Consider the following 19,423-nt stretch of genomic DNA (forward strand, 5'->3'; position numbering starts at 1 on the left):
TTCTGCATGAAACGTTGGAGCAAAGTAATCGGTATATCATTAGCCGTCGCATTATTTGTAAGCGCTTTATCAGGGTGTGTAAAACAGGCTTCCGAAGACGAGGGAACGATTGTCAAGATTAAAAAGCAAGGGAAAGTCATTGCGGGCGTGAAGTATGATCTGAATCTGTTCGGACTAAAGGATCCGGCTACCGGGCAAGTGCAGGGCTTAGACATCGACATCGCGAAGCGGGTCGCGAAGAAAGTACTCGGGGACGAAAATGCAATCGAGTTCATGGAGGTTACGTCAAAAACGCGAATTCCAATGCTTAAAAACGGTGACATCGATATGATCGTTGCGACAATGACAATTTCGGAAGAACGGAAAAAAGAGATCGATTTCTCGGACGTTTATTTTACGGCAGGCCAATCGCTGCTTGTACCCGCTGACAGCCCGCTCAACTCCATCAAAGATTTGACGAAGGATTCAAAAGTGCTGACCGCAAAAGGTTCAACATCCGCAAAAAACGTTCGCGAGGCGGCACCTGACGCGCAAATTCTGGAATTTGAAAACTATGCCGAGGCGTTTACGGCATTAAAAGCGGGCCAAGGCTCCGCATTGACGACAGATAATGCCCTGCTTTACGGAATGGCGCAGCAAGACAATAACTTTCGCGTCCTGGATGAGACTTTCACAGAAGAGCCTTATGGCATCGGAATCCGAAAAGGCGATGAAGAGTTTGCGGAATTGATCAACGATACATTAAAAGAGCTAAAGGACAGCGGCGAATACGCTCAAATTTATGAGAAATGGATCGGCAAAAAACCGATCTAAACGCAGATGCCGAGGGGATAAGCGCTGGCCGCTCGTCTCCTCTTTTCTTATTAACGAAGCTAACGAATCTAGGGAGGGTAAAAATATGTTTATCCATTTTTCGGTCCTTACTGAGCATCTCGACCGTTACTTGATCGGATTGGGGGGGACCGTCGCAGCAAGCGTTATTTCTCTCATTGCGAGTTTTATTCTTGGCGCAATCATTGCGGTGTTCCGCATTACCCCCGTTAAGCCGCTTCAATGGATCGGCACCGCCTATGTCGAGTTTTTCCGCAATATTCCGCTCATGCTCATCGCATTTTTTGTTCTGGTCGGACTCCCGCTCTTGACGGGTGCTATTCTTGTGCCGTTTGTATCCGGCCTGACCGCCTTGACTGTGTACACTTCCGCATTTATTGCGGAAGCGATCCGTGCTGGAATTCAGGCAGTTCCCAAAGGACAGATGGAAGCGGCCCGTTCTTCCGGATTAACCTATATTCAAGCTATGCGGCACGTCATCATGCCGCAGGCCGTCAAATTGGTTATTCCGCCGTTAGGCAATCAATTTTTGAACCTGGTCAAAAATTCTTCCATATTTACGATATTATCGGCATCGGACCTAATGTATCAAGCTGATTTAATTAATTCAGATACATTTGACACGTTCAGCACATACATTTTTGCCGCACTGTTTTACTTGATCTTGACGATTCCGCTTAGTTTTGGCATCCGTTACTTGGAACGCAGGTTTCAGAACGTAAAAGGAGTTGAGGCGTAATGGATTTTATCGGAGCATTGTCCCCTGTAAATATGCAATTTTTGCTGAATGGGTTTCTTATTACAATCGAGGTTGCCCTTATATCCATTGCGGTCAGCTTTATAATCAGCGTGCTTGTGGGTACGGTCCGGTACGCAAAAGTGCCTGTGCTGGGCAAGTTATTCGCGGTCATCGTAGAGATCATCCGCAACCTGCCGCTTCTTTTGATTATCTTTTTTACCTACTTTGCCCTGCCGGAGATCGGTATCAAGCTGGATAAATTTACTGCAGCGGTGATTGCGCTTGTCATCTTTGAGTCAGCCATGATCTCCGAGATTGTGCGGGGCGGACTGAACTCAGTCGAGAAGGGCCTTATTGAAGCAGGGCGTTCATCCGGATTGACGGCTGTGCAGACACTTAGGCACATCGTGCTTCCGATCGCATTGCGCCGCATGGTGCCGCCAATGGTGAGCCAATTCATCTCGTTGTTGAAAGACACGTCTTTAGCAGTTGTCATTGCTCTGCCGGAATTGATGAACCATGTGCAGATCATCAACGGACATAATATCAATTACGTCATTCCGACGTTTCTGTTTGCCGCTCTGCTTTATTTTGCGATCAATTATTTGCTCTCGATCGCTTCGCGCAAGCTTGAAAATAAACATTCCTGAAAACGGTTGTTTTTGCGCGACAAAATGCCCCTCTTCCGGTACGATAAGAAGGAGGGCTGGGGGGCATCATGAGCGGAAAGGAGCGCGCAATTCAGCATGCGGGACCATAGACTGTTCATTTGGATTATGATTCTATTGTCGACGGGACTGCTCGGAGAAATGAAAATTACCCCGTTCGGCGGAGATTTTCGGTTTTCCCTCGGTATTATGGCGTTTTTTTTCGGGATGCTATGGTTTTCTGTTCCCGTGCTTGGGACAGGCATTTCCGCGGGAATATTCGTCGTGTTGTTCCGGATTGCGATGGGGGGGGTGCTGCACGGTATCCCTTTGCACGAAGGGTTTGTGCAGCATATGCCTGTATTTTTCTATTATGTCACGTTCGCTTTTGTCATCTCACTGCTTAAAATTAAAACGAATGTTGAATATCACTTGAAAGTCGCATTTTTTGGCGCGTTTGCGGATATGGCATCCAATGGAGCGGAATTGCTGATTCGTATGGCTTCTGGCGAAGCGTCACACGTGACGTCTCATGAGATAATGTTGATCGTTCTCGTTGGTTTGCTCCGCAGTTTTTTTGCCGTAGGACTGTGCAATATGCTGGCGATTCGTCAGGTTCGGGCGCTGGGAGAGCAGAGGCGGTTGGAATTAGAGCGTTTAATGATGATTAATGCGGATTTGTTTGAAGAGGCCTTTTATCTCCGGAAGTCCATGTCTCATATTGAAGAAATTACACGTGAAAGCTACTGGTTATACAAATCACTCAAAAACCAGTCGTACCCGGACGCGGCACAGGCTCTCCATATTGCGGAACATGTGCATGAAATCAAAAAGGATTCGGAACGGATTTTATCGGGTTTATTTAAGATCATCCAACAGGAACGGATGCTGTCGAAGCGCATAACCGTTTCAGATCTATGTGCAATGGTGAAGCGTGCCAATACGAATTACAGCTTGCTGCTCGGAAAAAACGTCGAAATCGATGCGAGATGCGACATCAATCTTTCAACCAACGAAATTTATCCGCTTCTCTCCGTACTAAACAACATCGTGTCTAATGCTGTAGAAGCGATTCCACACCAAGGTCAGATCCAGATGCAGGTTGATCTCCACGATGATTCTATCTTGTTCACTGTCACGGACAACGGTCCGGGCATATTGGCCGATGAGCTGGAATTGATTTTTCATCCCGGATTTACGACCAAATTCGATGCCGAAGGAAACTCGTCAACAGGCATCGGTCTTTCGCACGCTGCGGATATCGTTCGTTTGCTTGGTGGAGACATTAGCGTTTGCAGCAGTCCTGGACGCACAAGCTTTGAAATCCGAATTTCTGTGGAACGTTTAACTGAGAGAGAGGGTGTCGAACATGCTGAAATTTTATCTGGTTGAAGACGACCATGCCGTCCGCAAAATGTTATCGCGCATCGTAAACGAAAGTGGTCTTGGCGAGGTAGTCGGCGAAGCGGGAGACGGATCTTGCGCGTCTGTGATAGATGTTCAAGATGCGGACGTAGTGATCATTGATCTGTTAATGCCGGGCCGCGACGGGATTGAGACCGTCAAAGCGCTGCGCGAAGAAAATTACGGTGGCAGATTTATCATGATCTCCCAAGTGGAGAACAAGGAGATGATCGGCGAAGCTTATCAGCAAGGAGTCGATACCTTTATACAGAAACCAATCAATCGCTTGGAAGTTCTGGCGGTGCTGCGGCGTGTATCCGAACACCTATTGTTGGAGAAATCCGTGCGGACGATCCGTAACTCCCTTAGCTTGCTGGAGGTATCCGGAACCGCGGATATCAAGGCAGGAATGATTCTGCAAAAGGAAAGATCGATCGAACAACAAGCCCGCTCCTTATTGCTGCAATTAGGAATTGCTGGCGAAGCGGGCACTTCTGACCTCATCCGTATTATGAAATGGCTGAAAGATCAGCAGCAGGAGCAAGAGCAAAGTATACTGCCGGACTTGCCGCCGCTCAAAACCATTTACGAACAAGTGGCGATATGCAGCCGTCAGCAGCCTGAGACAAATCTGCAAAAGGACGTGCGTGCGATTGAACAGAGAATACGCCGGTTAGCCTTGCAAGCGCTTACCCATCTATCGTCTTTAGGCTTAACCGACTATGGGAACCCGACATTTGAATACTATGCTTCGCGGTTGTTCGATTTTCAGGAAGTGCGCCTCCGTATGCGGGAGCTGGAGGAACAAAGCAAGTCATCCGCTTCCAAATTAAATCTTCGAAAGTTTTTGTATGTTTTTTATATAGAGTCCTGCTCCTCTAGTCATTGATATAGCTGTAATTACATATGAGATTCAAACTTGAGCTCTTCACTCCCATACCCTGCATCCGCAGTCTCACGATTAGCAAGAATTAGGTTGTCAAATCTCGTTCACGGCCTCGCTCGATAGGCGATTGTGCAACACTACCTACCTATAACTCATCAAGAACATTCATTTCGAAATATCTATCTAGTAGTCAATGACGTGGAATTCAGATGCGTGCACGTTCATACCAGCTCCGTTTTAACATTCGCAAAGCTTACGAGTCTAGCAGAGCATCGAGATCATTCCCGAGGCGGTGCAGGATGCCCGGGACAATGCGCGCGCAAGCGGCATCGAGAACGCGCGCTTCTTCGAGGGCCGCGCCGAGCAGCTGCTGCCCGAGTGGGTCAAGCGCGGCATCCGGCCTGACGTCGTTGTCGTCGACCCGCCGCGTACCGGCTGCGAACGCTCGCTGCTGCAGGCGGTAGCGCAAGCCCATCCAGCAAGGCTCGTGTACGTATCGTGCAGCCCCGGCCACCTTGGCCAAGGACTGCCAGGTACAGATCGGCAGCGGCTACCGCCTCGCTTGGGTGCATCCGGTTGATATGTTCCCGCATACGGCACATGTGGAGGTCGTAGTAGGAATGCAACGAATAAATACGTAGAAATCCTTTCTTTTCAACACTTTGCGGGTTTTATAACCTTCACGAAGGATGGCGCAGATTTCAAAAATAAGGTGTTGAAGGACAAAATCGAGGTTTCGGTCGTGGCATGTGTATTATTTTTCATTTCACAAGAAAGTATAAATTTGTTTTTTTCTGTTCACTTTATTCAAAGTCGCTGTTTTCCATTAAAGAAGCGGGATTTTTGAGAATATATTAAGATTTCTCTTTTTTACATACTTGTGACACATGTGGAGTATTGTGCGTTGATAGTGAGAAGTAAAGAATAAGCAAAAGGGTTCGAGATTCTGTAAAAGATTCTTGAACCCTTCTATTTACAATGTCGATAAAGTGCTTAATTTGAATGTAATTCAGAGTATGCAAGTATTCCACTTTTCATTGCCATAACGCCTATTTTTATAATTATCAATTTTCCATGTGTCGGCTTTTCTCAATAACACAAACAGGTATTCATCATTAAAGTTAGTTTCTGTTTTGAAATAAACTTCTGCACGGTTTTTATTCTTAAGTTCAACATTTGTTTCAATAAAGTGCTCTATCCCATTGAACTTCACCGGAAAACCAAAGCTCTGTCTGCTTCTACCGCCATACACCCTCTTTTTATCGGTACAGTATTCAACAAAAATAGGACCGATCAGCCCAGAGAATTGTTCGTGCCAATCTGTTCGTTGTACATAATGATATTCATCACCTGTATATTTTTCTCTTAATTCAGCTTCTTCTTGTTCATACTGTTTATAGATGTGATCTTCAATGTTGTTCCATTTTGATCCGTATTCTTGGACGATATGAACTAAATGCTTGTTCAACTCTTGTTGATCCATGGGGTAACACCTCTACAAATATGAATTTAGTTATTACTTGTCCGACAAGTTATTTAATACCCTTCTCGATTAATGGATCAGCCTTAGCAAGACTCTTATGGCCTCTTCCATAGCTTCTCATACATGAAATATTAACCTCAATTTATGACTTATACAATCATTCTTTGATACAAGTGGATCGGCTACACTAGGTTAGACAGAATAACAAGGGCTTGAAGAATATAACTATCATGCTAAGGAGCGGATCTCTACAATGCCTAAACAATCACGACACACTATCTCCTGTGCAGAGGTAATTCAATATGTGCTGTCAGATTATTCTGCTGTGTTATAATTGAAACAAATGTCGATACTGATGGTATGTGTCTCATGCATGAACAGAAGCCAATCATGTATGTATTTGCTGGTAATAATGGTAGGGTAAGACCTAACGATTTGGAAATGCCTTCGTGTCGCAGAGCTTTCCTGACGTGAAGCGAGGCAAAAAGTTTGGAAAAACGAGACTGTTCAGACAAGGAATGTTGTTGTAACCTAGAGCTATCCATCTTTTTTGTTGGCATGGTTGGTCGTACTTCCATGATACCAAACAAGCGAGGTGGTGTTTTTTTGTCAAGATGAACAATTGTAATAGAGTTATTCTTACAGACTCAAGGGAGTAGGTCTATTTTTCAGGTACGAAAAATATAGAACAAGGAGTAGTACATGAGCTGGAGCAAATTGAAACAAAATCTGGAGAGTTTTCTATGTCCTGCGTTACATGGAAGGGTCGAATACCGTGCAACGAGCTATCGTTATTTACCCGATAAAGCAGGGCTTTGTTATATTGCAGTAGATAAAAAGAACGTATTTAATATGAGTGATACAACTAACTTAATCAGATGGTATCAGACGGAGCTGGAAATTAAGAATGATGCAAATATCCAAATTCCGATTAGCAATGAAGAAATTGAAGCAGTCAGAAAAGATACCAAGGGAACAGTGCCGGAGGATCGGCTAAAAGTAATTGCAAGAAATAGAAAAATAACAGAATATGCAAAAGAGCTTTTGTCGGCACAATCATCATTAAGTAAATCAAATTTTGTCGTTACAGCTAATAAATTTTTATCCATTTCTATAGAGGAAAGCATAGAGAGCGATGATATCTTATTGAATATTCTAGCTTTGGTGGACAGACGAGTTGGCAAAAAGCGAATTTTAAATATGACCGAGAAGATGAAGTTAAAGCACTCCATTGTGCAGTATTTTTATGAACTACGGCGTAGTACGTTATAGTAATAAGTTACGCATTCACCTATACCAGGGGCTGCTTTTTCTTTTACTCATTATACAGATATCATGCTCTGCTGCATTAACTTTCATAATTGAACGTGTAAAAAGGCGAGTCTGTGAAAACAGAGTTAAGGTTGAAGAGCGACAAGTAATCATTGATGTCTAACAAAGAAAGGTAAGTGTCAAATGATTCGGCATAATTGTCCCTGTTGTGGCTATCCTACACTAGAGGAAAGACGGGATTGGGAGATTTGTTGTTTATGTAATTGGGAAGATGATGGACAAGATGATCCCCATGCAGAAAAAGTTAGGGGCGGTCCAAATCAAGATTATTCACTTACAGAGGCTCGTGAGAACTTCAAAAAACACTACATCATGTATAGAGATAGACAAAGGATCCTAAAACAAACGGATAAAGAAATTCAAACAAAGAAAAGTTTAATACATGCATTTGAAAAACTTAGAACCGCAACTAATGAATCTGCTCAACAAATATGGCAGGAAATCGACTCCTTCGAAAAGGGACTAGATGATATTGTTCACGAGCGAGTGGAGCGATACAGCAACAATATAGAAAAAAATCAAGAAAGCATAAACCTAATTAATGCTGATGACCCTGATACAAAAGTAAAAGGATTGCTTTCCCTAGCATTAAATGCGGACGATGGAGAGTTTGTACAAGATCTAATGGTCCGATATAGTCAGCACAAAAACGAAAATATAAGAGGAATAGCAATTCTTTGCTTTGGTCATATTGCAAGAATACACAGAACCGTCAACAAGGAACTAATTATTCCACTTATTAATGATGCATTGAATGATGAGAGTAAGTTTGTTAGAGGGCATGCTCATTCAGCTTTGGATGATATAAATAGGTTTTGCAAGTAATCACGCTTCAGAGATTATCTCTGAGGCGTTTTTTATGGTGGGGTGGGTAATGCACCATGGCCATTACTACGACAGATGAAGTAATCAAGGGGGATACCATAATTGATCAGCAGTGATGTTATACGTGGCTACAATGATACACTGATCCTCTACATGCTGCTGGACGGGGAATCCTACGGGTACGAGATTTCCAAAAATATTAGGCAGTTGACACAGGAGAAGTATGTTATGAAAGAGACAACACTGTATTCCGCCTTCACAAGGCTGGAGAAGAACGGGTACATTGAATCTTTTTACCGGGATGAGAGCCTCGGGAAGCGGCGCACGTATTACCAGATTACTCCGCTTGGTCTTTCCTACTACAAGGAAAAGTGCAGAGAGTGGAAGGTTACGCAGGAAGTTGTAAATCAATTTATCAGGGAGTGATGATTGAGCATGGAAACGATCATTGTATATCTGGATAATATGTTTGCCGGTCTGCCAAAGACTTCAGAAATGAAGCATCTGAAGCAGGAGTTGCTATTCGGGATGGAAGAGAAGTATGTGGAGCTGAAGCGGGGAGGCAAGTCGGAGAATGAGGCGATCGGCATCGTTATTTCGGAATTCGGCAATATTGAGGAGTTGACTGCTGAACTTGGCATCCATTCAACTGGACTGGAGCAAGCAGTACCTGTGCTGACGGAAAAAGAAGTTTACGCCTATACGGCTGCAAGACGAAGCTCCGGACTATGGACCGGTCTTGGTGTTTTTCTTTGCGCAAGCGGGGTAGCACTGCTGCTTGTTCTTGATACACTGTTCGAAAATATTACGATTATGTCTAATAACAGTTCGATGGAACCGGGCACGATGCTGGGGCTGATCGGAATGTTTGTGCTAATCGCTGTGGCAGTCGGGATGTTCATTCACAGCGGAATGAAGCTTGATCGCTACAAGAGTCTGGAGCAAGGTTTTCAGTTGTCATATGCGCTAAAGATGGAGCTTCAGCGCAACCAAGCCCTTTACGCTCCTACTTATCGCTTTTCTCTAATCACGGGCGTCTGTCTGTGCGTGTTGTCGCCCGTCTTGATCTTCGTGGCTGCATATGTCAATGATGACTTCGCTCCTTACGGAGTTGCTGCTTTTCTGCTGATGGCGGCTTTAGCGGTGTTTCTGTGTTTGTCTATTACGGCAATATCCAGGGAGCTTATACGAAGCTTCTGGAGGAGCCGTACATCGCGGCAGAGAAGAAGGAGAGGAGCGGATCATAGGAGTTGTGGGGACTGTGGTGTGGCCTTTGGCGACGGTAGTGTTTCTGTTCACAGGCTTTGTCTATCATCGATGGGCCGTCAACTGGGCCGTATTCCCAATTGCCGGAATTTTGTACGGCATGTTCAGCAATGTCTACCATACCCTGAATCGCAAAAATGTCTCCTGATTGTGCTTTCCATGGTGTTATTGTTGGTGCCGAAACAAGAACGGGTTTCATAATGCTGTGAATGGGAAGACAACACATTAAAAAAGCCGCAAGGAAATTCAAGGGGAGACTGTCTACCTGTTCCTAGGACCACACATGTGGAGTGCTCAATATTGATGGTGCTGAAAGAATAGATGAGATGTGACAGTATTCACTTAAAAGTATTATCTTAAACACAGACGGTAAAGATACTGTTTTTGTCTTTATTTGCACCCTGACATATGGGGGCAGTAGTGTCAATATGTATTTCTGCAATTGCAGACTTCGAACTGGCTCATGCTGAGAAGCATGAGCCTGATTGTTGTATGTACGTCCAGCATTGGCGTCATCTCTACGGTGAAAGTCCGGAATGGGGGCTGGCGAGCGCCTGCCATTAGCCAAAGGCAAGGGCGCCCGCCGTGAGGCGGGGTCTGAGGGAAGCCGGAGGCAAACGCACGGCTTGAGGTACACGAATCCAAATTGAGGCGTTCATGGCGGATGAGTCTCCAACACAAGACGAAATCCATAGCCCAAAGACCATGGACGTAAACTTGGGCAAGCGCGGGCTGTGGCTCCCGTCCATAGTGCTTCAGCCACCAGTAGGAAGCCGAGCAGACTGGCCAATACAAGCAGGAGTAGGTGACGGTCTATCAACAGACCAACAATTCAGATAGAAACAAGAACCGTTACACCGAAGATCAGCTAGACAAGTTCAACACGTTCTGCGAGTCCCAAAGGCTCAAGAAACCGATCAGGGTGCCGACCGGCACTCCGAATGTAAGAGCAATTTGCGTTCCTACCATCGCCACAGCCACTTAAGGCATCGGTACAATACGCCGCGCGTAACCGACGATCATCCCCCATGCAGCACCGGTAGATACACCGGCGAAAAACCGGGTGATCAGTTCAGCGTCAATGCATAGCTGTTTGACAATGGGGTTATTGAATCGAAAATGAGAAAGCATGGGAACACGGCTTTGAATCAACTTCTCTTGCTCAGTTGCGCGCTGCGATGCGAGATATATCAGCAGCAGCAGCACTGAACATTTGATAAATTAAATATTGACAGTTAGAGTCAAAGTATATAAACTACTAAATGAAAGTTGATGTCATAATAAGAAAGGGTGCTTTCAGTATGAATTCGCAATATAAACAAAGATGGTGGGTACTGGCTTCACTTGCATTCGGAATTCTTGCGGTTGGACTGGACATGACGATTTTAAATTTGGCTTTGCCGATTTTGGCCGAAAATATGCACGCAACAAATGCCGAGCTTCAATGGTTTGCCAATGCATATAATCTTGTTTTTGCCGCGTTGCTGCTTCCGATGGGGATGCTAGGGGATAGAATCGGGCGCAAGAGGATGCTTATTGCCGGATTGCTCATTTTTGGTGCAGCCTCCCTTGCGTGCGCGTATTCCACATTGCCATGGGAACTTATAACAGCGCGCGTCTTTCTCGGCTTAGGCGCTTCCATGCTTGTGCCATTGTCCATGGCGATTATTCCAGTGATGTTTTCAGAAAAGGAAAGGCCGAAAGCAATTGCAATTTGGATGATGGCTAATGCGATTGGAATACCGTTTGGTCCTATTCTTGGAGGTTGGCTCCTTAACAACTATTGGTGGGGCTCGGTATTTATCATCAATATTCCGCTGGTTATTTTATCGCTAATAGCAGTAACTTTCCTCTTGCCTGAATCTCGGAGCGAAGAACGCCGCGCTGTGGATTTTCCGGGGATGTTGCTTTCAAGCATAGGGTTGATCGGTTTAACGTATGGTGTTATTGAAGCGGGTGAAAGAGGCTGGAGCGATGCAATAACATTAACGTCAGTTATTGCAGGTATACTTCTATTATTCTGGTTTGTTGTATATCAGACTCGTACCGCTCAACCATTGGTTGACCCTTCGTTATTCCGATCTCGAAGTTTTACAGGTGGAATCTTGATAGGCTCTATCATCTCTTTTGCTCTATTCGGCGTATTGTTCGCTTTGCCTCAATATCTTCGGGCCGTGTTAGAAGTAGACGCGCTAAGCGCCGGTTTGAGACTATTGCCGCTCGTTATCGGGCTAGTGATTGGATCGCCTATATCGGATGCCCTGCAGTCACGATTCGGAACCAGGACGGCAATTGTTCTTGGATCTTTACTGCTTGGAATTGGTTTGGCGATGGGTAGCGCTACAGATATCTCGACCGGATACGGATTTACTTCCATTTGGATTTCTGCAGTGGGGCTTGGCATTGGATTTGCACTCCCGGCTGCGATGGATGTAGCTATCTCAGCGCTTTCACCCGAGAGAAGCGGTGTGGGATCGGCACTTCTTATGGCCATCAGACAGGTTGGAGGAACGTTAGGAGTCGCAATTCTAGGGACTGTTCTGAGCGCTGGTTATCGAAATAATCTCAACCTGGATGAATGGCCTGCGGATGCTTTTGAAGTCGCGCAACGAAATGTATCTGCCGGTATGGCGGCCGCGCGTCAAATCGGTTCAGATTCGCTCGTTCATTCTGTTAAAACCTCTTTTGTCGGCGGCATGGGCAATATGTTCTGGGTATGTGTAGGAGCTGCGGTTGTTGGAATTGCTTTTACCTTCGGTCTTTTAAAAGCGCGCACGGTAGAGAGTAAACATGAACAATGTTAATAAATCTTATGGTTCGAAACGCGGGTGACAGATTTAAATCTAGCCGTAAAAAAAGGTGGGCACTTTTGAATGAGCCGGAATTGCTTATCATGGATGAACCCACTCTGGGCTTGATCCCCTTGTTCAACAAAGCTTCTTTGAAATTGTTCGGGAATTAAATGAAACAAACGGTAAAGGGGCGGCAAAAACGGATTAACCAGAAGAACTATGTCCTTGGCGTCGATTAGGAAAACGACACTTTCTTGGTCGGTAATCAGTGATAGTTGATGGGTTATGAACTTGAGTGTAAGTTGACATTGACTCTAATTTAAGTGACAATATGCTTGAATTCATCACATTGAGTTTAATTTGACTTTGTTAGGAGTGCAAAAGATGTCTGAGGGTGCGAAACAAAAAGTCGGATTACGTGAGCGAAAAAAAGCGAAAACGATGGCCAATGTTCAGACGCATGCATTAAGGCTTTTTCGAGAAAATGGTTATCATGCGACAACGGTTGAACAAATTGCTGAAGCTGCGGAAATCTCACCGAGTACATTTTTTCGTTATTTTGCTACAAAAGAGGACGTGGTATTAACCGATAATTATGATCCTCTTCTCGTTGCTGCATTTGAAAATCAACCGTCAGAGTTGAATCCCTTACAAGCCGTTCGAAATGCCATGATTTTGGGAATTAACGAGATCACTGACGATGAGTGGGAAACAACACGTCAGCGAAATCAACTGATCATGGCGGTCCCGGAGCTACGCGCGGCAGCGCTGAACAACTTAACACAGATGATGCAGCTGTTAACACAGATTGTCGCCAAACGAGTAGGTAGTAATTCTGATGATCTAGCAGTACGAACCTTTGCCGGGGTGGTTGTTGGGGTAAATATATCGTTAATGGAATACAGTGCTGAGGCTACAAAATCAGAGTTTGCTAAATTATTGGATGAAGCTTTAGTAGTAGTGGAGAATGGCCTGCTGATATGATAATACTCGCCAAATAACGGGGATGCCTAAACCGAATGGATTGTTGAATAAACCCTTTTTGAAAAAAACTAAGCTTATTCAGCCTGTTGAGGTTTCTCAACAGGCTGAATAAGCTTAAGTTCCAAGAACTTAAGGCTATTTCTCCATTATTCTATACTTTTTAATGATTCAATCATATTTATTTTGGTAACTTTTCTCCTAAGTAGTAAGTTAGATAGAATGGTAAGTAAGAATGCAAGAATAACAGATACCAACATTATAAAAATATTTAATTTATCTGGGATTTGTTGATGGGTACTAGACAGTGCCTTTACAATCATTGTATAAATATAGCCGCTTATCGGTAAAGCTACAATTACCGCAAATGTGGTTAGTATGATGTTTTCAAAAAATATAAGTCTGTTTATTTTATGTTTTTGATAGCCTAATACCTTAAGTGTTGCAAGCTCACGATTCCTTTCATAAATGTTTATGGAAGATATCGTATATATGGCGCCAAAGGAGAGTACGACGGCACAAATGATAAACATGATAAATATAAAGCTGTTTTGTTTCAACATATATTGAGCTGATTTCTTTAGATCATTCTTGTCTGTAATTGTATCTACATGATGATCTTGTTCAAAGAAGCTACGAACGCTTACAAGATCTGTAGAGCTATTTGCTTCAACTAAAAGCGAGGTTGGACTGTAGTCTATGTTAAAGCTCTTTAAATAGGCTGGTGTGATATAAAACGACGGGTTCGTATACTGTGTAGATATGTTTAAAACCTTCATGTCCACAGATTTATTTTTAAGCTCTGGTGCTGTGAACTTTATTTGGATGATATCCCCTTCTGCAATATGATAGTTGTCCGCGTAAGATTGGGGTACCAGCACACCATTATTTTCTAAAGATAGTCGATTGTCATTTTTGTCAAAGAAATGAATGAGATTGTTTTCTTTTTCCGTAACAACTAAAGTGGCATTTTCTTTTTCACCCCCTTTGATGAATTCAACAGGAAAGGTGGATGTAAAATAACTATTTTTAATGCCGGAGGGTAGTTGTAACGTATCGGAAGATGTACCCAGCTTATAATCTACTCTTAAATCATACGTATAAACATCTTCAATTTGGTTCGCTATTTTGATCAAGGACGATTGAGTGCCCAAAGCAGTTATCAATAACACCGTGCTTACAACAACACCGATTGAGCTCGCTAAAGCTTTTTGTTTATTTAAAAATATATTTCTCAAAATGAGTTTGTAGCTGTAGGAAATACGACTCCAAATACCTGGAACTCTTTCTATTAACAGCTTTTTCATTTTCTTAGGCGGTTTAGGACGCATAGCCTGAGCCGCACGTTCTTTTAATATCGTTCTGCCACTCAAGTAACAGGACAGAAGTCCAAAAGCGCTAGAAAAAATGATGGAAGGAATGAGCGAATACCAAGAAAGTGAGAATGTAATGTCAGGCAGAGTGTAGGACCTTGCACTCGACGCCGTTACTAATGGAATAAATACAAGAGCGGCCATGATACAGCCTATGATTGAGCCTACTATACCTACCAGCACAGGGTATCCCATGTAATGAAGCATGATGTTTCGGTTCTTTACACCCAAAGCCTTCATGATACCTACTTGATTTCGCTCAGAATCGATCGTCCTCGACATGGTAAGAAATAGGATGATAGCTGAAATCAAAAAGAGAACTAGAGGTATAACCTTACTCATCATACTATTGTTATATATCGTTTGTTTTATTTGAGAATAACCGTAAGTCCGTTCCTTACTTGTTTGGTCTAAATAAGGAAGATGTTTGGATTGTCCTTCAATTGATTTGCCTAATTGGTCAATATCGTAACCTTCTTGAGCATCAATCATGATTTCATTATAGTAAAAGCTGTCCCGGATTTCAGGTATTGTCTCTTCGGCAATATAAGCGACTCCGTGGGTTTTATGGTCTTGTGTGGGGTTCTTTTTTAAATATTCCACATTCTCGCACAAGCCGCTAATGGTAAACTTCAAATTTTTATCATCCGTACGTATATTGATTTCATCGCCGACACGATAATGATGTTCTTTGGCATAATGGGAATCTAATAAGATTTCACCCTTTTTTGACGGGATACTACCCTCAATCATAGTAGGCGTATTGATTTCATTGTTTACAGGGATCGAATGAATTTTTAATGAGGCTTTGTAATTTTCCAAGACTTGCGTGGCATCAAAGGTATAACGTCCTTCTATTTTATGTATACCTTTAACTTCGCTTAAACCAGCTACATCGTCTTTGGAAATTTGACTGTAATATACATTTAAGTCGCTTAAATTATGTTCTTTAAAGTAAGCCTCAGAATAAGTACGATGCTTATTGCTATAACTATTCAGCCCCGCATAGAAAAAAGCGCCTACTGCGACAACCAAAGCTAAGGCTATGAATTGAACGAGCGATTGTTTAATATCCCTTAATAATTTCGAGAATAATTTCATAATCACCACTCAATCCCTTCAACGCTTTGTTTCTCATCATTAATCGTAACGCTCTTGATCATTCCGCTTTTAACCTTAATAATCTTATCGGCCATAGGAGCAATTGCGGAATTATGTGTGACCAAAACGACGCACTTTTTCGTTTCCTTGTTCAAATCTTGAAGAAGCTTTAAGACGGACTTACCTGTAACATAATCCAAAGCTCCCGTTGGTTCATCACAGAGTAAAAGTAATGGATTTTTTGCAACAGCTCTAGCAATAGCAACTCTTTGTTGTTCTCCTCCAGAGAGCTGGGAAGGGAAGTTTTTGATACGATCCTTTAATCCAACTTTATGTAAAATATCTTTAGCATCCAGATGGTTTTTACATACTTCAGTGGCAAATTCAACATTTTCTAGAGCGTTTAAATTCGGAATTAAGTTATAGAATTGAAATACAAAGCCAACTTTCTCACCGCGATATTCTGTTAATTTTTTTTCGTTGAATCTTGTTATTTCTTGATCACCAACAAACACTTGACCTGAGGTAACTGTATCCATACCGCCAAGTATATTCAAAATCGTACTTTTACCCGCACCACTTGCACCCAAAATAACGACGAATTCTCCCTCTGATATGGATAAATCAACACCATCAAGGGCCTTGATTGGCACTTCTCCTATTTTGTATTCTTTCGTTACTTTTTTGAATTCGATTAACTTTTTCACTTATTACATCTCCTCGTATCGTATTTTTTGAAGCTTGGTTTGACGCGATTTCCAGTTTTCTAGAGAGATGGAAATAGTCAAACTGAATTTCTTTCTAGTATCTTGGACCTGTCCGTAGGAGAATCGGATCAACAAGCTTCTTCTCAGGATATTTCTTCTCTTTGCGGGTTTAATGACAGTGATTAGGAAAGCCTGTTACCCAAGATCCACCACTCAATTTCTAACCGCTAGTTGCACCGCTGAACTGATGGGGGTAGCGCCCAAATTATCGTCATGTTCGGATATGAGTGCTGATGACGAGGATACAGTAGGTGGTTCCGACGGGCACCCAGGTCTGAGATCAGCTTGATTAATACTTAGGAGGTAATCTTAAATGCTGGTTGGGATTGACGTGGCACCTCGCTCATTACTTGAAAGATCAATTAGAAGGCTATGAACCAGAGGTGAAAGCCCATATCTACGTCTTAAATGCAAGAAAAGTCGCACGTTTTTAAAAAGGGGATGACACTCTTCCCAAAAACGATCGCGTTGATGCCTCGGTAATTGCAGACCACCTGCGTTTCGGCCGATCAGTCCGGACAACTTGCCGAATACGATAGGCGAAACCGGTGCCCCTGTTTACCTTCATTTTTGTTTTACCGTCTCTCCGTTGTTCCTCTTGTCTTCATGTTCTTATTGTAGGCGATTCCGCGATTCGAAAAACCGACCAGCGATGGTTTTTGCGACTGGACCTAGGTTGGGGAGGCGGTCGGTCTGAGGGGCGAGAAGCGTATCCCCGCCGCAAAATGCCCTTCGCTGAAGGCGGTTAGGGCGAGGGGCAGCGGCGGGCGGAGGTGGCATGTGGTGCAGAATTTGATGGATGATTTTATATTGACTCTGCTTACCCGACACATGTGGAGTGTCTAATATTGATAGTACTGAAAGAATAGATGAGATGTGACAGTATGGCTCGAGTACATTAATATTAAATTGTTTTTTTGTGGTATGTTATTATGTTAGAAAACAGTTAAGCCTATTTGAAGGGGAAGGTTAAATAACGTATTAGAGAGGAAGTGTAAGTATGATGCTAGCTCCGGATAAAAATAAGCTTTATCCAAATGAAAATATTAGAACAGTTTGTTTCATTAAAAATTTACCAAGTAGACCAAACGTTGAGATTGGCGATTATACATATTACAGTGACAATACAACCTCACCAGAGAATTTCTATGACAATATTCAGCATCATTATGACTTTTTAGGTGATAAGCTGATTATCGGTAAGTTCTGCGCCATGGCTGAAGGGGTTACTTTTATTATGAATGGTGCTAATCATCAGATGGATGGTTTTACAACATATCCCTTCAATATTTTTGCTGGAGGCTGGGAAAAGGTCACTCCAACGAAAGAACAATTGCCTTTCAAAGGCGATACTTTGATTGGTAATGATGTATGGCTGGGACAACATGTCACGATTATGCCGGGGGTAAAAGTTGGCGACGGTGCAATTGTTGCTGCGAACTCAACTGTTGTGAAAAACGTTGAACCATATACAATTGTTGGCGGCAATCCTGCAAATGCTATTAAGAAGCGTTTCAGTGATGAGACGATTAAATTATTGTTGGAGCTTCAATGGTGGAACTGGGATGAGAAAAAGATATTTGAAAATCTTGAGCAATTAGTTTCGAGTAACGATATTGCCACATTAAAGAAGCTATTGAATGAGGGATAATATAATTAATAGCAGGTCACGCTCCTGCAAATGGGCATATTTTTTATATCCCATTGACCGTCTCAACACATGTGGAGTGTTGCTCACTGTTGGTGAAGCAGGATACTTAAATAAGGGATGTATTGGCGGAAATAGTAAAGAGGGGCGGCGAACCCCTCTTTTTGTTATTAAGTCCGCTATGATACTATTTTAATTCTTGAACTAAAATATGTACCCATTAGGTATAGTGAGGTCACGTGATTTTTCGCTAACGTTCCTCTTTACCCATTTGATACATCGATATATGGAAATTTAGGATTTTTGCTTTCATCATTTTTACTGTTCAAATATGCATTTTGAATATATACCAAAAAATTCAAGGAATAGGGAGCATCACTTTCAATAACGAACGGATGTTGTACTTGCAAGCCTACCACGCTCCCAATCTTGTTCTTTGGAGACACTGTATAATGATTACGTAGAACAATTATATTATGGAGGAATACATCAAATGCCAGATGCTTTCAAAGGACATTTTACGATAGATGAAAAAGGCAATTCTGTCCAACTTCGGTCATCAGAAGAAACCACGAAAATGCTTGCACATCTTATTTGACACTTCACGAACAAAAGCTACGGATCAAGTCGTTTTTGATAGATTATTTTGGTACAGCTCACTTCTTTCTTGCTGAAACGGGCTTTTCTATAACAGCCGTACAAGAGGAAACCGTTTATTTGGAGTGGATAAATACAGGCAGGCAGAAAATAGTTGTGCAAATGAAAGAACATATGGCACGGCTCATTGTAACACTTCATATCAAGCAAACGGGAAAATACATCGATTTACGGCAATTTCATCATCGTGCGGATGGGAAAATTGGTTATCATTTTCTTCCGTATGCAGAAGATGGGCAGGGGCGTTGGCGTGAAAATTTGGGTGTTGGCTTATGGCAACGCTAGAGCATGTGGATGAAATTGCGATTGAAGGGAATTTGTAATTTGCCGATCACGTTTATGAAATCTATACGGAGGAAAGAGAATTGAATCTGAAGAGAATATTGCTTACAAAACCGAGCAAAAATTATAAAAATTATATCCATTTAATGATCACGGAGACTTCGTCAGGTCAAAATATTTTAAATATCGTGAAAGGCCGTTTAACATTACGTAAGAAAACCGCTAATGCGGTTTATAAACAATATCCAATAGAAGAAGCGGTTCATCAGCTTAAGCCCACGGATTGACTCAAAGTATGTCTCAAGTCGTCAAATGCATTGATAACGTGCAAGCTAAATCCTTAGTCCGATGGAAGTTCGAACTAAGGCAGCTCAGTTATTTTTATTTATTTGTACTGTCTACTTGACGG

The 19,423-nt window shown here is 42.7% G+C and carries 18 protein-coding genes and 1 pseudogene; 15 read left to right on the forward strand and 4 right to left on the reverse strand.

The annotated features are described in order from the left end of the window. Positions 1-6: 6 nt before the first annotated feature. From A372_RS0128730 to A372_RS0128750, 5 genes are all read left to right on the forward strand, one after another. On the forward strand, positions 7-813 hold the full coding sequence (locus A372_RS0128730) for a glutamate ABC transporter substrate-binding protein (RefSeq protein ID WP_019424390.1): 807 nt from the start codon (positions 7-9) through the stop codon (positions 811-813). An 85-nt stretch (positions 814-898) separates the two neighbouring features. Then, positions 899-1,570, forward strand: coding sequence for an amino acid ABC transporter permease (locus A372_RS0128735; RefSeq protein ID WP_019424391.1), 672 nt, complete (start codon positions 899-901; stop codon positions 1,568-1,570). Beyond that, positions 1,570-2,220 (forward strand): amino acid ABC transporter permease, encoded by a 651-nt coding sequence (locus A372_RS0128740; RefSeq protein ID WP_019424392.1) that lies wholly within the window; start codon positions 1,570-1,572, stop codon positions 2,218-2,220. The genes A372_RS0128735 and A372_RS0128740 overlap by 1 nt, the downstream gene beginning before the upstream one ends. A 96-nt stretch (positions 2,221-2,316) precedes the next feature. Next, positions 2,317-3,609: a sensor histidine kinase gene (locus A372_RS0128745; protein ID WP_019424393.1), complete on the forward strand. Its 1,293-nt coding sequence runs from the start codon at positions 2,317-2,319 to the stop codon at positions 3,607-3,609. Continuing rightward, positions 3,587-4,510, forward strand: a complete 924-nt coding sequence (locus A372_RS0128750; protein ID WP_019424394.1) for a response regulator — start codon at positions 3,587-3,589, stop codon at positions 4,508-4,510. The genes A372_RS0128745 and A372_RS0128750 overlap by 23 nt, the downstream gene beginning before the upstream one ends. 250 nt (positions 4,511-4,760) lie before the next feature. Here the strand turns inward: A372_RS0128750 and A372_RS38070 are convergent, their stop codons facing one another. Together A372_RS38070 and A372_RS0128760 are read right to left on the reverse strand one after the other, a co-directional pair. Beyond that, positions 4,761-4,982: a hypothetical protein gene (locus tag A372_RS38070; RefSeq protein WP_019424395.1), complete on the reverse strand. Its 222-nt coding sequence runs from the start codon at positions 4,980-4,982 to the stop codon at positions 4,761-4,763. A 534-nt stretch (positions 4,983-5,516) separates the two neighbouring features. After that, a complete protein-coding gene (locus tag A372_RS0128760) occupies positions 5,517-5,990 on the reverse strand; it encodes an NTF2 fold immunity protein (RefSeq protein WP_019424396.1) in 474 nt (157 codons plus the stop codon). Positions 5,991-6,692: 702 nt separating this feature from the next. Between A372_RS0128760 and A372_RS0128765 the strand changes: the two genes are divergently transcribed. From A372_RS0128765 to A372_RS0128795, 6 genes are all read left to right on the forward strand, one after another. Further along, positions 6,693-7,262 carry an SF0329 family protein gene (locus A372_RS0128765; protein ID WP_019424397.1) on the forward strand — a complete coding sequence of 190 codons (570 nt, stop codon included), beginning with the start codon at positions 6,693-6,695 and terminating at the stop codon, positions 7,260-7,262. A 183-nt stretch (positions 7,263-7,445) separates the two neighbouring features. Next, on the forward strand, positions 7,446-8,147 hold the full coding sequence (locus tag A372_RS34930) for a CPCC family cysteine-rich protein (RefSeq protein ID WP_019424398.1): 702 nt from the start codon (positions 7,446-7,448) through the stop codon (positions 8,145-8,147). Positions 8,148-8,249: 102 nt separating this feature from the next. Next, a complete protein-coding gene (locus tag A372_RS0128775) occupies positions 8,250-8,573 on the forward strand; it encodes a PadR family transcriptional regulator (RefSeq protein WP_019424399.1) in 324 nt (107 codons plus the stop codon). 9 nt (positions 8,574-8,582) lie between these two features. Next, on the forward strand, positions 8,583-9,614 hold the full coding sequence (locus A372_RS34935; protein ID WP_051004554.1) for a permease prefix domain 1-containing protein: 1,032 nt from the start codon (positions 8,583-8,585) through the stop codon (positions 9,612-9,614). A 1,100-nt stretch (positions 9,615-10,714) separates the two neighbouring features. Further along, positions 10,715-12,217, forward strand: coding sequence for an MFS transporter (locus tag A372_RS0128785; protein ID WP_019424400.1), 1,503 nt, complete (start codon positions 10,715-10,717; stop codon positions 12,215-12,217). Positions 12,218-12,589: 372 nt separating this feature from the next. Continuing rightward, positions 12,590-13,189, forward strand: a complete 600-nt coding sequence (locus tag A372_RS0128795; protein ID WP_019424402.1) for an acyl-CoA-like ligand-binding transcription factor — start codon at positions 12,590-12,592, stop codon at positions 13,187-13,189. Between the two features lie 146 nt (positions 13,190-13,335). Here A372_RS0128795 and A372_RS0128800 read toward each other — a convergent pair whose 3' ends face one another. Continuing rightward, positions 13,336-15,660: an ABC transporter permease gene (locus A372_RS0128800; protein WP_026011346.1), complete on the reverse strand. Its 2,325-nt coding sequence runs from the start codon at positions 15,658-15,660 to the stop codon at positions 13,336-13,338. Between the two features lie 2 nt (positions 15,661-15,662). Next, on the reverse strand, positions 15,663-16,367 hold the full coding sequence (locus tag A372_RS0128805; protein ID WP_019424404.1) for an ABC transporter ATP-binding protein: 705 nt from the start codon (positions 16,365-16,367) through the stop codon (positions 15,663-15,665). Between the two features lie 389 nt (positions 16,368-16,756). On the opposite strand from A372_RS0128805, the pseudogene A372_RS39690 reads away from it, so the two are divergent. From A372_RS39690 to A372_RS0128830, 4 genes and pseudogenes are all read left to right on the forward strand, one after another. Further along, positions 16,757-16,936, forward strand: a pseudogene (locus A372_RS39690) (IS110 family transposase); the annotation flags it as partial. 491 nt (positions 16,937-17,427) lie between these two features. Continuing rightward, positions 17,428-18,078: a Vat family streptogramin A O-acetyltransferase gene (locus A372_RS0128810; RefSeq protein WP_019424405.1), complete on the forward strand. Its 651-nt coding sequence runs from the start codon at positions 17,428-17,430 to the stop codon at positions 18,076-18,078. 630 nt (positions 18,079-18,708) lie between these two features. After that, entirely contained in the window at positions 18,709-19,017 is a 309-nt protein-coding gene (locus A372_RS0128825) for a hypothetical protein (RefSeq protein WP_157259779.1), read from the forward strand. Positions 19,018-19,097: 80 nt separating this feature from the next. Beyond that, entirely contained in the window at positions 19,098-19,301 is a 204-nt protein-coding gene (locus A372_RS0128830; RefSeq protein WP_019424409.1) for a hypothetical protein, read from the forward strand. Positions 19,302-19,423 lie beyond the last annotated feature (122 nt).

It is taken from the genome of Paenibacillus sp. OSY-SE, assembly GCF_000283315.1.
Lineage (GTDB): Bacteria > Bacillota > Bacilli > Paenibacillales > Paenibacillaceae > Paenibacillus_B > Paenibacillus_B profundus.

Coding starts and splice junctions, on each gene's coding strand:
- A372_RS0128740 (WP_019424392.1), top strand. CDS start 1,570: ATGGATTTTATCGGAGCATTGTCCCCTGTAAATATGCAATTTTTGCTG.
- A372_RS0128785 (WP_019424400.1), top strand. CDS start 10,715: ATGAATTCGCAATATAAACAAAGATGGTGGGTACTGGCTTCACTTGCA.
- A372_RS0128810 (WP_019424405.1), top strand. CDS start 17,428: ATGATGCTAGCTCCGGATAAAAATAAGCTTTATCCAAATGAAAATATT.
- A372_RS38070 (WP_019424395.1), bottom strand. CDS start 4,982: ATGGGCTTGCGCTACCGCCTGCAGCAGCGAGCGTTCGCAGCCGGTACG.
- A372_RS0128795 (WP_019424402.1), top strand. CDS start 12,590: ATGTCTGAGGGTGCGAAACAAAAAGTCGGATTACGTGAGCGAAAAAAA.
- A372_RS34935 (WP_051004554.1), top strand. CDS start 8,583: ATGGAAACGATCATTGTATATCTGGATAATATGTTTGCCGGTCTGCCA.
- A372_RS0128735 (WP_019424391.1), top strand. CDS start 899: ATGTTTATCCATTTTTCGGTCCTTACTGAGCATCTCGACCGTTACTTG.
- A372_RS0128750 (WP_019424394.1), top strand. CDS start 3,587: ATGCTGAAATTTTATCTGGTTGAAGACGACCATGCCGTCCGCAAAATG.
- A372_RS0128765 (WP_019424397.1), top strand. CDS start 6,693: ATGAGCTGGAGCAAATTGAAACAAAATCTGGAGAGTTTTCTATGTCCT.
- A372_RS34930 (WP_019424398.1), top strand. CDS start 7,446: ATGATTCGGCATAATTGTCCCTGTTGTGGCTATCCTACACTAGAGGAA.
- A372_RS0128800 (WP_026011346.1), bottom strand. CDS start 15,660: ATGAAATTATTCTCGAAATTATTAAGGGATATTAAACAATCGCTCGTT.
- A372_RS0128745 (WP_019424393.1), top strand. CDS start 2,317: ATGCGGGACCATAGACTGTTCATTTGGATTATGATTCTATTGTCGACG.
- A372_RS0128730 (WP_019424390.1), top strand. CDS start 7: ATGAAACGTTGGAGCAAAGTAATCGGTATATCATTAGCCGTCGCATTA.
- A372_RS0128760 (WP_019424396.1), bottom strand. CDS start 5,990: ATGGATCAACAAGAGTTGAACAAGCATTTAGTTCATATCGTCCAAGAA.